A 13,767-nucleotide genomic window follows, 5' to 3' on the forward strand; every position below is an offset into this window, starting at 1 on the left:
GGGACGGCGGTGCCAGTGGGGGATAGCTATTGGAGACAGTTTGGTGGGTTTCAAAGGCAGAACTGTCTCATAGAGCCCTTTTATGGGACAGTTTGCCGGATTTTATTTTTCAAATGTCCTATAGAAGCCCCATATGAGACAGTTTGATTGGTTTCAAGAGCGGAACTGTCTCATAGAGCGTGGTGCCAAGGGGGACGGTTCCATTAGCAATAGCCATGAGAACCTTCCCCGTAGAACCCCTGTGGAACCTTTACTGGCATGCCAACCAAAGGTAAGCCATTGCAATAAGCGGATTGTGCCCTAGGTAATCTTTGCAAGGTTGATTAAATTCCGTATAGGGCTTTCTTGCTAATTCGGTTTGCTCTCCCAAAAACGGATGATAAAACTCCCAAATCGTACCGGTGCGTTCAAATTGTTTGGCCGTCGCATCTAATGCTTTTTCCAGAATGAGTTTGGCAGCATCCCGTCTGTCATAGTTCATACAACCGCGTGCCGCCCAATAGGTCATGCTGTTCCAGGAAGGGCCTCTCCACATGCGGAGTTCAAAACCCGGATCATCAATCGCTACTGTTGGCATCGGATGATCGGTGAAAAATTTGTTTGGATTCAGGAGATGTTCATCAATCACCCGTTGTGCCTGTGCGGGGGATGCGGCCCCTACAACCAACGGCCAGATTCCTTCAAAGCAGAGGTGCCGTTTTTCCGGAGCATCCACTGCCCAGATGTCATAGAAAAATCCGGACTCTTCGTCAAATAACTTCGTTTGAATGAAATGCTGCAACTCATCTGCCCGGCTTCGATAATTGGAACTGGCATACCCCAGTTTTTCTGCCCATCTCTCCAAAGTCCGATACATGAAGTACACATGGGATGTGGCATCCACACAGGCAAATTTCCCCATGGAAGTATCATTAAACCGGATTCCGTCATCTACACCGCTTTCCCATTTATGGTTCAATATATCGGTATAATAATATCCTTCCCCGTCCGCCTTACGCTCACGTTCAAACCATCCAACCTGACGCTGCAATGCCTCAAAGCACGGCTCCATCAATGAGTCATCTTTCGTTAACTCCACATAACGGTCTACCCCGGCAATCCAGACGGGAGGGTGTGTTTGGTCGGTGCCCCATCTTACTTCATTGTTTGTCAGGTAAATGACACCGGGAAGAAATCCGTCACATGAAAGATTATGAAGATTGTTTAGGAGCTGCTGACGTGCATGTAATGGCCGTGTGTGAATCGCATCCATTACTTCATGTATAATGTCCCAATGGCCGAATGCTGGCCCGTAACAGTACCCGCTTCCAATCTCCTCCCATGGATAAATAAAGGGGGAAGAGGCCTCGTGTGTACATTTTTGGTGGAGTTCTTCAGTATATTGCAGAACAGGTTGCCAAGTTTGCTTTCCAGGAAAATGGGTTTCGTTCATCGTAAATTTTCTCCTTCCGGTGCCTGGTATAGTAGTAGATTGATATTCTATGTTCATAACGGGATGGTTCCGAAAAAACCATTACCGGCTTTTATAAATGGGTTCGAAGAAAGTCGCAAGCCTCTGCTCTCATGCCCGCAGTCTCAATATGCCCGCAGCCATACAGACCTAATTTCCAGTTTTCACTTTTTCCTACTTGTTCATATTTCTCCTTTAGTGCCTCATCAATAATCTTTACTCCGTCAAAAGGGGTAAGCCGGTCTTGGACGCCAACCAGGCTCAAGTGAGGGCGGGGGGCGATTAACTCCTGAATCTCCGAGGTTTGGAAATACTTCAACAACGCCGGAACATAGGAATAGAAATTATGATAGTTCAGCCCCTTTTGGGCCACCAATGTTTGGGCATCCACCAGACCGCAAATATCAATACACACCTTAATGCGCTCATCAAGGGCAGAAAGCCACCAGGCCATCAATCCGCCCATGGACATTCCCAATGTCGCAATCCGCGAGGAATCCACATCTTCTCTTGATACCAAATAATCAACGGCCCTCATGTTGTCATACACCATCATGCCCCACATCACCTGGCCCTTCCAAAGCATTTCTTTAAACATTTCATGCTCGGACAAGCCGCGCCTTTCCCCAAAGGCCCACATATCAATGCACAATGCACCGTAACCCAGGTTGGTTAATTCTTCTGCATAGGATAGATTTTGTAAATAATCACTGCTGCGGATCAATTCCGTCTTCCCAATATGGTAGTTCCCGCCATGGGAGTGGTTAAAGACTACAACTGGCATCGGTCCGGTTGCCGTTTTGGGACGGGCAAAATAGGCGGGCACCATCTCCAACCCGTTCAAGTCTAATAATAGAGATTCTAAAATATAACTGCCCTTGTCTTCTTCTTTCAGTTTTTTTGCATGGACATCGCCGGTTGGTTCAGGCAAATCGCCAAGCAGGGAAAATAATTGTTCACGCCGATTCATGTTTGTGGCTCCTTTTTTAAAAGAAATGGAAATAGGAAGCCGCCTGTGAAGACAGCCTCCCATTCGGAATGATTATTTTTTCATGTGTTCGTCGTATTTTTTCTGGGCTTCATTCAAGGCAGCGGCCCACTCATCCAAAAATTGCTCTACCGTCTTTTTCCCGCTTAATACTTCCTGAACCCCTGGGTCGACAACAGTGTTCAGGATTGTGCTGTATTCCGGAAGGTAGAATGGAGGAATATATAATTTTGTTTTTGGATTGGAATAGACATTGGCTGCCGTCTGGATATGCTGAGCCTGTGTAACCCAATCTTCTTTTAACGTATCAGCGTTGGTAGGGATTTGGCCTGCCTGCTGGTTCCAATAGCTTTGACTGTCTTTGGAGTTGACAAAAGCGATAAATTTCCACGCTGCATCCGCATGTTTTGTCCCTTTAAAAATACCAAGTCCGACAGTATTGCCGCCTTCTGCTACATAGTTGCCTTTCATTGATGTAGGTAACGGAATGGCCTGGAATTGCTCCGGTTTAAATGCCTTGGCATTTTCCCCGTAGGAACCGATGTTATGCTGGACCATTGCAGCAATTCCGGTATCAAAGGTACCCATCATCGTTTTATAGTCAGCCGTGATATCACTTTGCGGAGTGTATTTTTTATACATTCCTAAGTATTTCTTTAAAAACTCAACATGTTTTGGATCGTTAATCGTGCTCTTGCCGTTTTTCATATAGTCTGTGATTCCAGAATAAGCGTACATCATCCGCTGTAATTGGAAAGAACCGCCAGCGCCGCCGCGAATGGTAAATCCATAGACATTTTTGGATGGATCGGTCATTTTTTCGGCGGCAGTAAAGAATTCATCCCATGTTTGTGGAATTTTTACATTGGCTGCTTTAAACAAGTCCGGGCGTACCCAAAGAATGTCCTGGTTTTGGGAAAAGGAAACCGCATATAATTTCTTATCGGGAGCAATATCCTTGTTAAACTTAATACTACCTGCGTCAATTTTTCCTTTTCCGTCCCATTTATTAAAATAGGAGTCTAGTGGAAGCAAGGCGCCGCGCATGACAAATTCCGGGATCCATTGCGGGTAGACAATGGCTACGTCCGGGGCATCGTTTGCCGCAATGGCCGTGTCATATTTCGACTTTGAAGAATCCTTCGGCAATCCGACATAATCAACGGTAATGTTCGGATTCTTTGCCTCAAAGTCTTTAATGATTTTTTCCCATATCGGGGTCCGCTGTGGGCCAGCGTTATCATCCCAAAAGGTAATCGTGACCTTTTCGTTTGACTCAGTTTTTGGTGCCTTTTCTTTGGTTGTTCCGCTTGCGGACGAGTTATCTTTGCCGCAGCCAGCTAACAGCAGCGAAGCTGCCAATGAAGAAACCCCAGCCAGTTTTAAAAACTTTTTGAACACCATGATGATCCTCCTCCACCTGTTATTAACGTATCTAACTATTTTTCATCATCATTATAGATGTTAACGCTCTCACATTGAATTCAAAATTTTAAGATAATCGTTTAATATTTTTAGGTTCTTTAATACTTTACTAGAATGGGGGACAGGCCCCCGTCTGATTAACGCGTTAAAGGACACCAACAGCAAAGGGAGAAGTGAATACGCCTAGAATTTGGTTCGAAAGTATGGCGGTGCGGCAAGACAGATCAATGACAATATTGATTACTATACAGGGTTTATATTTAATCCGGAGTACAACTTGATGGATGCCATTCGATACCTAAAAGGAGTCTCGCTTTCCCAAAACGAGTTCATACAGCGGAGGAACGAGTGAAAGATTTAACGAATATGGTTAACCATCTGGATATTGTTGTTTGCCCTTTCCATACATGGGGGCTTCTTTTGCGCTCGTCGTTAAAACCATATAACCATTTGGCTTTAACTTGTCATAGCAATATTAAATAAACTTCGCTCTCTCTTGTTCATTCAATATGTGTGGGGGCGCATAACAAAAGATGCCATCATACAGTTTGGTGTCAAAGGTCATATCGGTTACGGAACCATGAAAGATCGGAATCTTAAGCCCGTTTTGCTTTGCCAATGCAATCGCTGTTTTGAAATCTCAATCCCTGTGACTTGGAGTCCGTTGTCCATAATGGTCACGAAATTATATCAAATCTTCGTATGGATTTTAAATATAGCATTTCCTTACAAAAAAATTGCTTGGGTCTAATAAACTAGGATAATCGCCCTGGAGGTCTTCAAGCGAGGTATTATTATTTGGGTATGTTATGAAGTTATATGGTAATAAGTGATAATAAATGGTAATATAGTCATATTCTTGTGAATATTTAAAACAGTCTCTATTTACAAATATATATTAAATATTTTTACATAGTGATAGTTGTTTTAAATGTGTCCGTAGGAATTTCATCGAAGGGGAGGTCATTTTTTTGCAAGAAGAAAAACAAGAATTAAAAAGGAGTCTAACTATGAGGAATTTAATCATCTTCGGGATGATTACAATGTCTCCGCTAGCTCCTTATCAGGTCTTCGGCTCAGTTGCGCAGGCAAGTTATGGGATGGTTCCATTAGTCTATTTAATTGGTGCAATCCTCATGTTTTTTACCGCTTTGAGTTACGCTCGTTTTAGTAAAGAATTTCCTTTTGCCGGTTCCGTCTATTCATACGTTGGGAAAGGCTTGAATCCTCATATTGGTTTCTTGACTGGATGGACAATCCTATCTGACTATATATTGTGTCCAGCATTAATGTGCTTATTTTCAGGCTTATGGCTGACAGGTATCTTTCCGGGGGTCAATACAAAATTATTAGCCATTGTCTTTATCATTCTTACAGGCCTCATCAATATTCGTGGAATTGAATTAAATGCGAAGGTTAACTCAATCTTATTTTGGTTACAAATTGCAGCTTTACTTTTATTCTTAGGCTTTGCTGTAAAATACGTCTTTATCGAGGGTCTAGGAATTGGAGGCTTCTCAATATCTCCTATTTTACAACCTGAACATATATCTTGGAGTTTTATCGCGGCTGCTACTTCGATGATTTTATTAGGATTCGTTGGTTTTGACGGCATTAGCACATTGGCAGAAGAGGTTAACGAACCTAAAAAAGTTGTAGGAAAAGCAACAGTTGTTGCCTTAGTATCAACGGCCCTTTTGTTTTTAATTCAAACTTATATGGCTTCATTAGCTCATGCCAAATATATGAATTTGAATCCAGATATGGCGATGTTTGATATTTCTAGAGAAATTGGCGGTTATTATTTCTATGTTGCCATGATTATTATTAATGTTGTTGCCGTTGGACTAGCTGTCACACTAAATGTTCAATCAGCGGTTTCTCGTGTCTTATTTGCCATGGGCAGGGATAATTTTCTGCCTGGATCTAAATGGCTAAGAAAAATTCAACCTAATTTTAGAACACCAGCAAATGCTATTTTGTTATCCATGATTATATCTATAGTCCTTATCTTAACTGTGCCAATTGGAACGATTTTAATGTTCGTCAACTTTGGTGCCGTTACAGCATTCACTATCCTGAATTTTTCTGTGATTGTTTATTTCTTCTTTAAGCAAAAAGAACGGGGAATCCACGGCTTTTTCTATCACCTTTTGTTCCCATTTATTGGTTTTGCAGTTTGTGCCTTTGTTTGGACAGGATTTGATATGAATACAAAAATAGTAGGGATTTCCTGGATATTTGTTGGTGCAGTCGTTGGTTTTATTAAATCAAAAGGTTACAAACAGGCGGGTCCATCTATTGAGAGTTATAAAATGTAACAATGATGTCCAAAAAAACAAGATAAAGAGGGGAATTTTTAAATGAGATTAAAAAATAAAGTAGCGATTGTAACGGGAAGTGCTCGAGGAATTGGCGAAGCAATGGTAAGAGATTTTGTCAAAGAAGGAGCAAGTGTTGTGATTGCCGACATTTTAGAGGAGGAAGGACGAGTCCTAGAAGCTGAATTACAGAAAGAAGGGCATCATGCTTATTTTTTTAAAACAGATGTTTCTTCCGAACAGAATGTAAAAGAGTTAGTTCAATTTACGGTTGAGAAATTTGGTGATATTAATGTCCTATGCAACAATGCGGCCGTTAACATTCCTGGTTCCGTAACCGAATTAACAGAAGACATTTGGGATAAAACAATGGATGTAAACGTGAAGTCCCAATTCCTCGTTTCCAAACATGTCATTCCGATTATGCAGCAATCTGGCGGGGGGTCCATCATTAATACTGCGTCTGCGAATAGTTTTGTAGCAGAACCGCGGCTTACAGCTTATGTTTCTTCTAAGGGAGCTATTCTTATGCTGACAAGAGCGATGGCCTTGGATTATGCAAAAGATCACATTAGGGTAAATTGTATCTGCCCTGGTTGGGTAGATACAACCTTCAATGATGCACATGCTGAATTATTTGGTGGAAGAGAAGCCGTTCTTAAGGATTTAGCATCCGTCCAACCAATTGGCAGACCAATCAAACCTATCGAAATAGCAAAAGTTGCCACATTTCTAGCCTCGGATGATTCCTCAGCACTAACAGGCTCTCCCGTTATAGCAGATGGTGGCATCACGGCAGGAGTATAATCGTTTAGATTTTCAACCAAGAAACCAGCTAAGGCACAACTAGCAATTGTCTGTTAGTTGTGCCTTTTTGCGTGCAAAACTTCCTATTGTCGGCTCTAAAAACCTCGCTTTGTCTTGCCAATCAATCGCTGTTTTTGAATCCTCAATCCCTGTTACATGTAGGATGGGGGACAGGTCCCCGCTCAGTTAACGCGTTAAAGTGTAAAATAAAAGGCTGTTTTATGTCACTTCTGTCGTTATTTATCGAGAAGTTATGATTTCCATAAAATGGTACATGCTTTAAAATGGAGATGTTGGATAAATTGCATAGGAGGTTATTTTATTGAAAAAAAGGAACAAGGGTATCGCGATCGTAGCCAGCAGTATTCTAGCAATCTCTCTATCTTCTCTCAACCTTCAAGCTTCTGCACAATCATCTGCTAAAACCTACCTTATTGCTTACAATCAAACTTCACTGCCAAAAACCTATCAGCAAGACATCAGTAAGGCCGGTGGCGAGGTCATCACTGCCATTCCGGAAATTGGCGGATTAGAAGTCCGCTCATCGGATCCTAATTTTCTCAGCAATCTAAAATCTAATTCTAGTATCAGCGCTGCCAATGTGGAAATGAGGTATAAGCTGGATGACGAACAGCCTGCGGCAGCAGATGGAAAGGCTGTTACCCTCACCCCTGATGCAGATGGTACATTTTGGAATTCGCAGTGGGACATACAGCATCTAACCAATAAAGGAAAATCTTTTGCCATCGAGTCTGGGGGCACCGAAAAGGATGGAAAGGTTACTCATAAAGCCATTGTGGGAGTAATCGATACCGGGATTGATGCAAACCACCCTGACCTGAAAGCAAACTATGTAGGCGGACAAAGTTTCGTTCCTAAAGGCGGCTATAATGGAGATGATTCATCAGAAACAGGTGACAAAACCGATGTAAAGGATCGTGAAGGTCATGGTACACACGTAGCCGGTTCCATTGCGGGTAACGGAAAAATTAAGGGTGTCGGCCCGGATTTGGGTATCAGAGCCTATCGTATATTTGACAGCTCCGGCAGTGCCCCAACTGCCCCAATTGTTCTCGCTATGATTCAGGCGGCAAAAGATAAAGTCGACGTAGTGAATATGTCCATCGGCGGATATGATAACTTAAAATATCAGTTCAGCGGTACAAGCTATTCTGACATTGCCGATCTACTGCTTTGGAAACGAGCCATTAAGTATGCCGTTCAAAACAATGTAACGCTTGTGGCATCTGCTGGCAATGAGTCGTTAAACTACGCGGATAAAAAATCACTTACTGATTACTTGAATGATAACTATGGCGATACCAACCTTGTATTTAAGGGCGTGACCATTGAAACACCAGGAGGCCTTCCAGGCGTTATTACGGTTTCTTCTTCAAATAGTTGGTCAAAGGATCAGCTGGCGTTCTATTCGAACTATGGAAATAGTTTTATTACGGTAGCAGCGCCTGGCGGAGACAATGGCCCCCAATATGCCAAAACGGCAAATTTAGATGACCGTGATTTCACTTATCGGGCATTGTCCACTTGGCCAACGTATTTAGAGCCATATTTCACGACAATCGACCCTGAGCATCCAGGATACGCATACCTGCACGGAACCTCGATGGCTTCTCCAAAGGTTGCAGGGATTGCCGGATTAATCAAAGCCGCCCATCCGGATTACAAACCAGCCCAGGTTGAAGCTCTTATCGAACAGACGGCATTAGATTACGGCAAACCGGGGCATGACGCATACTTTGGTTCCGGTGAAGCCAACGCTTATACAGCTGTAACTGGTAAATAATTATAAAAAGAGGCTGACTGACTCAAGTCGGCCTCTTTTTATTGGCTGCCTGTCATGCCAGGGGTGGCGGAAGAAAAGAATCGATAGGAATCCTTTTACTATTGGATAAACCGCTCCAACTGTCGGATAAGCTCCTCCAACTGTCGGATAGACCGCTTCAACTGTCGGATAACCATACCTAACTGTTGTGTTACGATGTTTATCGCAAAAAAGTTCACTTTTTGGAAATGGATTGTACAGGTATTTGCGGCTCTTAAATCCATGTTAGAAGAACGCGGGTACTACTGGTAACTCCGTCTCATTCCAAAAGCAGCTTGCTCCTGTAACCGGACAAGCTGCTTTGTTTATTCAAAAAATAGGGTTATTTTTTATTGGCTTGACGACCGCTCTTTTTCTGGCTTTGTGAACTTGTGTTACCGATACGAAATTCATTGCCCAATTCAATATCATTCCTTTTGTCATGCTTTTCAATTTGTTCTCTCGTTTGATCCCGTTTCATTCCTGATTCTGTCACGATTCATTCCATCTCGCTTTCCGATTAGTTGGTTTTAAAACACAAATAAGGCTTAAAAAAAGGGTACTGAAAAAATCAGTGTCCCTTTTTTTGTGGAAAAGGCAGAAGAAATCTTGCGTTGGTTTGTCCAATAGATTTTTCTGATCTCACACAACTATTAGTATGGCTCAAATGAAATTTTATATTAATGGTAGAGGCTCAATCCGGAAAATATATCGATAAGGAAACAGACAATATTCTTCTTCAAGAAGTAAATGCGTTGAAATAATGAATCGTGTTCACTGAGGGGACCATCTATTACAACCACGGTGATGTTTCTCTTTTTTTCATAAAACAGCTTGTAATGAAGGGAGGAGAAGGTTGACTGCGAACCTCTGAGAATTGAAATTCAATATTGATGGAACTAGAGTTGATGTTAAATAAACGTTTGTGTAACTGTCAAAATTTTGGCCGCTTGATGTGTAAATTGCTTTAGTGGCAGGCGTTTAGGCCAATTAAATTAAACGTTTGTTTTACTGACAAAATTTTTGGCTTTTATGGTCTAAAAGTAATATATGCATTAAGGCTGCGTCTCGAATTAATCAAACGTTTGTTTGAATTAGTTTTTATGAAAATTGTAGAGAGCTGACGAAGGGATACAAACTTGGAACATAATAGCTGAGATTTCGCCAATATTTTTTGGGAAATAAAGAGAAGAAACATGAATAAATGAAGGATAAGCACAAAGTTATTCAAACGTTTGATTAAATGACAATCTTTTTAGCTGGCTACTTCGGAATTGCCATATATTTTGGGCATTACGCAATGTTTAAACAAACGTTTAATTCGTTCCTCCATTGTAACTTTTTAAGACTTTTTGACAGATAGGCAAATGAAAAAAAGAATGAAGTTGAGAAACGGAAACATCTCCCATTTCATCATCTTTTAGGTTATGATACCAATAGGAATGTCATAACTAAGGATGGAATTTTGTGAGAAGACGTAGTGCTATATTCATAGGATTTGCTGTTGTTGTCCTAGTATTGTTGGTTGTTTTTGTGATCAATGCCGGTAAGTTTCTTTTGGTGGATGATTCGATACGGAAGTCAGATGCCATTATTGTGTTGAGCGGCGACCGTGGGGAACGAGTGGAAAAGGCAGTGGACCTCTATCTGAAAGGATACGGAAAGTACTTTGTCATCTCCGGCGGACCTGTCTACAATGATGTGACGGCTGCTGAGTTAATGAAGGCGCACGCCATCAAGCTCGGGGTTCCGGAAAAGGCAATTATCATGGAGGACCTTTCCGATAGTACCTATGAGAATGCGCATTTTACCAAGCAGGTAATTCAACCCTATAACTTTAGTACAGCCATCGTGGTTTCCTCTAATTATCACATGAAAAGGGTCAAAATGATTTTTGACCGTGAGTTTAAGGATACGACTATTAAGCTTTATTATGCGGGGGCCAAGGACCGGAATTTTACCCCCAAACGGTGGTGGAGCAACAATAAAAGCATTATGCTGACGATTACGGAGTATATCAAAATGATTGGCTATGCGGTGGGGAAGAACTATTAGGGTAAAGGGAAGAAAATTGCATGTCCCCGCACCGGTTTATATCTATGACAAAGGCTCCAGATGAATGGAGCCTTTTAAATGCGACGGATGTTTTGTTAAATTTCGATATATTCTTTGCCTTCGGTTTCAAGTCTATGTTTAATCTCTTCGATAATCTGGATCCCTGCGCTACACCCAATACGTTCAGCGCCATTTTTGATCATAGAAATAAACGTATCCGCATCGCGTATGCCACCGGCAGCCTTCACTTTTACGGCATCGCCAACGATGTCTTTCATTAATTTAACATCCTCCGCTTTTGCCCCACTAGGCCCGAAACCTGTAGAAGTTTTAATGAAATCAGGCTGTATGTCTCTGGCGATTTCCGACAATTTTATTATTTCTTCTTTTGTTAAGTAGGCATTTTCAAAAATGACTTTTGATATCACGTGATGGTGACGGCAGACCGTTACAATCTGCTGCATTTCCTCTTTTATATAATGATAATTTTTTTCTTTTAGCTCCGAAATGTTGATCACATAATCAATTTCATCTGTCCCGTTCTGGATGGCATCCATTGTTTCAGCTACTTTTGCTTCAATGGTCGTTTGGCCAAGCGGGAAACTAATGGCTGCCCCAACATGAATGTCTGTGTTGTCCAGCTCTTGGGCACAAAGTTTTGTCTGTGCCTGATTGATGGCGACCATTTTAAAATGATACTGTTTCGCTTCGTTACATAATTTCTTCATATCATCGTGAGTTGCATAAGGTTTTAGGTTTGTATGATCTATCATTCTGGATAAATCATCAATTGTGTACTTTGTCACCATAATGTCTCCTGACATGTAATTAAATAAAAGTAATAATGTCGCAAAAAATTCGATTGTCATAACAAAATCTGAGAGAATTGTAATGCTAGTCTTCACCACAGCCCATTCATAACTTAATGTCCATACAAGTCAAGATTAAGTATATTACCATTAACATCACGTTTACAGACTGGACAATACACATCCCATTCATCTCGTACTTGCGTGTTATAATTGCCGGATGAATATTTCATCAAGGATCTATCTATATAACCTGCACCATGACTCCTTCTGTATCTACATATATTTGAAACCCAAACCTCGTCATCATGAGGACATATATAGGTTTGTTTAAACCCTCCATCAATCATTTTGACACTTTCCCCGCAGCTTGGGCAAATTTGGTGCTGATGACCAAAGTAATGGAAGATGCGCTTAATATAAATTTGCAAGTTTTCCAGGGCTCCAGGTACTATTGAAAAGTGACTCAATTTATAGATTCCATTGTTGGAAACGTTCCAGTTTGTCGCGTTCATATCGACATGAACCAGTGCTGAACTTTTCATGGTCAGATTGGCTCCGGTAATCCGATCCAAATATCGGCGGCCTGAATGCTCCATATCCATTTGCAGCTTGTTGTGAGGCATCTCGGTGTATGGCTTGTACTTAGCATCCAATGAATGGCCTTGCCACTTATCACTTTTATTCTTGCGATAGAACAGTAGATAATCAGGTTTGAAGGTACCGACGTCCCTTACTTGGAGTTCTCTATCATAATACAAAAACATTTCTCCACGTTCATGATCATAAGGGAAGCGATAAACCCAGCCGCTAATCGTTTGGTCGTTTATAAATTTTTCCATTAAGGATTTACGGACACCAGAAACGGGAACTTTTAGCTTGCCCAACTGGTGAATTAATTGTAACAATACCCAGATTTCATAGAGCCGCGGGGAGTTCATCACACTATCGATAAATTGTTTTTCTTGCGATTCTAGTTTTGGTGTCATTTCTTCAAATTGTTCATAAAGGTCATAAACGACACCATAAATCGGATCGTGTATAAACAGATGTGTCAAATCGACTTCAAGGGGTTCCGTCGTAAACAGAGGTTCATCTAAAAACTCCTGTATTATTTCTTGGCATTTCTGCCATTTATCCTTTCGCTGGGCGATGATTTCGATATCATTTTCAATCGATTGGCAACGTTTTTCGGAATGCTTCCTTAGGGATGCCCCCATCTTTTTCTGGCTTTCCAGCCTGGCTGCTAACTCCGTTTGCAAATGTTGGAGTGCTGATGTTTCCACCAGCCTTTCCTGTAGCGCACGTTCTCCCATGTGTTCCAGCATGAACCGGATCATCCGGTGTTCATCGATAGAAGTTTCTTTTTGGGAAACGGGTGCCGACAAACTATTCCGGAACGGAAACAACGATGCCTCGATAAAGGTGTCACGGTCCCATTTTGTAATCTGTGACCGTATTGTCTTATTTCTGATGCGGGTAAGGCGCTCGGCCGGTTGTGCGCAAATTTGTTTGAGCCATATTTTCATTTCTTCGATTAGGGTTAAAAGCGGTTCAAGCGGGAAAAGGCTGATCTGAACTTCTTTTAGAAAACTTCCTTCGTTTAGGTTTTTTGATAAATTCTCAAACAGGTTTTTGACCTCCGCTTGCATGGTTTGATACTGCATGTAGCTCATGGTTCTTGGAATAACAATGACCTTCTCCTCTTCTAACGTTTCCCCGTCATTCCCCAATACCCTTACTTTCCACTGTCCACAAGCATTCATTCCAAAACAGCTTTCGGTATTTTGCAGGTACCCATTTTCAAACCAACCACTTGCCTGCTCATACCAATAACCGGGTCTAGTAATGGACTCAACAAGTTCTGAAGTCATACCGTCGGATATAATAACGACTTTTACAGCATGGGGTGCATATACACCAATTCGCATCAGCCTCCCTTTAACGCCTCTGCTATATTCATTCATGATGAAAAACTCGTTTTGGTACGCTAACGGTTCACCTACTTCGATTTCTTGCTCTTCAAAAAGGAAGTTAAAAAATGGATTGGACGGTATTTTTTCTTTTACATACATTTGATATAGTTTCAT

At 41.6% G+C, this 13,767-nt stretch carries 10 protein-coding genes and 1 pseudogene; 4 read left to right on the forward strand and 7 right to left on the reverse strand.

The features are described 5' to 3' along the window. Positions 1 to 250 precede the first annotated feature (250 nt). The 4 genes and pseudogenes from ACY8D0_RS10495 to ACY8D0_RS10510 form a co-directional block, all read right to left on the reverse strand. A complete protein-coding gene (locus ACY8D0_RS10495) occupies positions 251 to 1,432 on the reverse strand; it encodes an MGH1-like glycoside hydrolase domain-containing protein (protein ID WP_462410454.1) in 1,182 nt (393 codons plus the stop codon). Positions 1,433 to 1,523: 91 nt separating this feature from the next. After that, positions 1,524 to 2,420 (reverse strand): dienelactone hydrolase family protein, encoded by an 897-nt coding sequence (locus ACY8D0_RS10500; RefSeq protein WP_462410455.1) that lies wholly within the window; start codon positions 2,418 to 2,420, stop codon positions 1,524 to 1,526. A gap of 72 nt (positions 2,421 to 2,492) precedes the next feature. Beyond that, a complete protein-coding gene (locus ACY8D0_RS10505; protein WP_462410456.1) occupies positions 2,493 to 3,842 on the reverse strand; it encodes an ABC transporter substrate-binding protein in 1,350 nt (449 codons plus the stop codon). Between the two features lie 409 nt (positions 3,843 to 4,251). Further along, positions 4,252 to 4,535: pseudogene (locus ACY8D0_RS10510) on the reverse strand (class I SAM-dependent methyltransferase); the annotation flags it as partial. Between the two features lie 299 nt (positions 4,536 to 4,834). Between ACY8D0_RS10510 and ACY8D0_RS10515 the strand changes: the two are divergent. The 3 genes from ACY8D0_RS10515 to ACY8D0_RS10525 all read left to right on the forward strand — a co-directional run bounded on the left by ACY8D0_RS10515 (position 4,835) and on the right by ACY8D0_RS10525 (position 8,795). Further along, positions 4,835 to 6,184 (forward strand): APC family permease, encoded by a 1,350-nt coding sequence (locus ACY8D0_RS10515; RefSeq protein ID WP_462410457.1) that lies wholly within the window; start codon positions 4,835 to 4,837, stop codon positions 6,182 to 6,184. A gap of 42 nt (positions 6,185 to 6,226) precedes the next feature. Further along, a complete protein-coding gene (locus tag ACY8D0_RS10520) occupies positions 6,227 to 6,991 on the forward strand; it encodes an SDR family NAD(P)-dependent oxidoreductase (protein WP_462410458.1) in 765 nt (254 codons plus the stop codon). A 322-nt stretch (positions 6,992 to 7,313) separates the two neighbouring features. Further along, on the forward strand, positions 7,314 to 8,795 hold the full coding sequence (locus tag ACY8D0_RS10525; protein ID WP_462410459.1) for a S8 family peptidase: 1,482 nt from the start codon (positions 7,314 to 7,316) through the stop codon (positions 8,793 to 8,795). A gap of 361 nt (positions 8,796 to 9,156) precedes the next feature. Here ACY8D0_RS10525 and ACY8D0_RS10530 read toward each other — a convergent pair whose 3' ends face one another. Further along, positions 9,157 to 9,309 (reverse strand): hypothetical protein, encoded by a 153-nt coding sequence (locus tag ACY8D0_RS10530; protein WP_462410460.1) that lies wholly within the window; start codon positions 9,307 to 9,309, stop codon positions 9,157 to 9,159. A 971-nt stretch (positions 9,310 to 10,280) separates the two neighbouring features. Here ACY8D0_RS10530 and ACY8D0_RS10535 point away from each other — a divergent pair. Then, positions 10,281 to 10,868, forward strand: a complete 588-nt coding sequence (locus tag ACY8D0_RS10535) for a YdcF family protein (RefSeq protein WP_462410461.1) — start codon at positions 10,281 to 10,283, stop codon at positions 10,866 to 10,868. 95 nt (positions 10,869 to 10,963) lie between these two features. On the opposite strand, the gene deoC is transcribed toward ACY8D0_RS10535, so the two are convergent. Continuing rightward, complete coding sequence (gene deoC / locus ACY8D0_RS10540) at positions 10,964 to 11,677, reverse strand: deoxyribose-phosphate aldolase (RefSeq protein WP_462410462.1); 714 nt, start codon at positions 11,675 to 11,677, stop codon at positions 10,964 to 10,966. Positions 11,678 to 11,790: 113 nt separating this feature from the next. Beyond that, positions 11,791 to 13,767 carry a nuclease domain-containing protein gene (locus ACY8D0_RS10545; RefSeq protein WP_462410463.1) on the reverse strand — a complete coding sequence of 659 codons (1,977 nt, stop codon included), beginning with the start codon at positions 13,765 to 13,767 and terminating at the stop codon, positions 11,791 to 11,793.

This window comes from Neobacillus camarae (genome assembly GCF_054950115.1).

Coding starts and splice junctions, on each gene's coding strand:
- ACY8D0_RS10495 (WP_462410454.1), bottom strand. CDS start 1,432: ATGAACGAAACCCATTTTCCTGGAAAGCAAACTTGGCAACCTGTTCTG.
- ACY8D0_RS10500 (WP_462410455.1), bottom strand. CDS start 2,420: ATGAATCGGCGTGAACAATTATTTTCCCTGCTTGGCGATTTGCCTGAA.
- ACY8D0_RS10505 (WP_462410456.1), bottom strand. CDS start 3,842: ATGGTGTTCAAAAAGTTTTTAAAACTGGCTGGGGTTTCTTCATTGGCA.
- ACY8D0_RS10520 (WP_462410458.1), top strand. CDS start 6,227: ATGAGATTAAAAAATAAAGTAGCGATTGTAACGGGAAGTGCTCGAGGA.
- deoC (WP_462410462.1), bottom strand. CDS start 11,677: ATGGTGACAAAGTACACAATTGATGATTTATCCAGAATGATAGATCAT.
- ACY8D0_RS10545 (WP_462410463.1), bottom strand. CDS start 13,767: ATGAAACTATATCAAATGTATGTAAAAGAAAAAATACCGTCCAATCCA.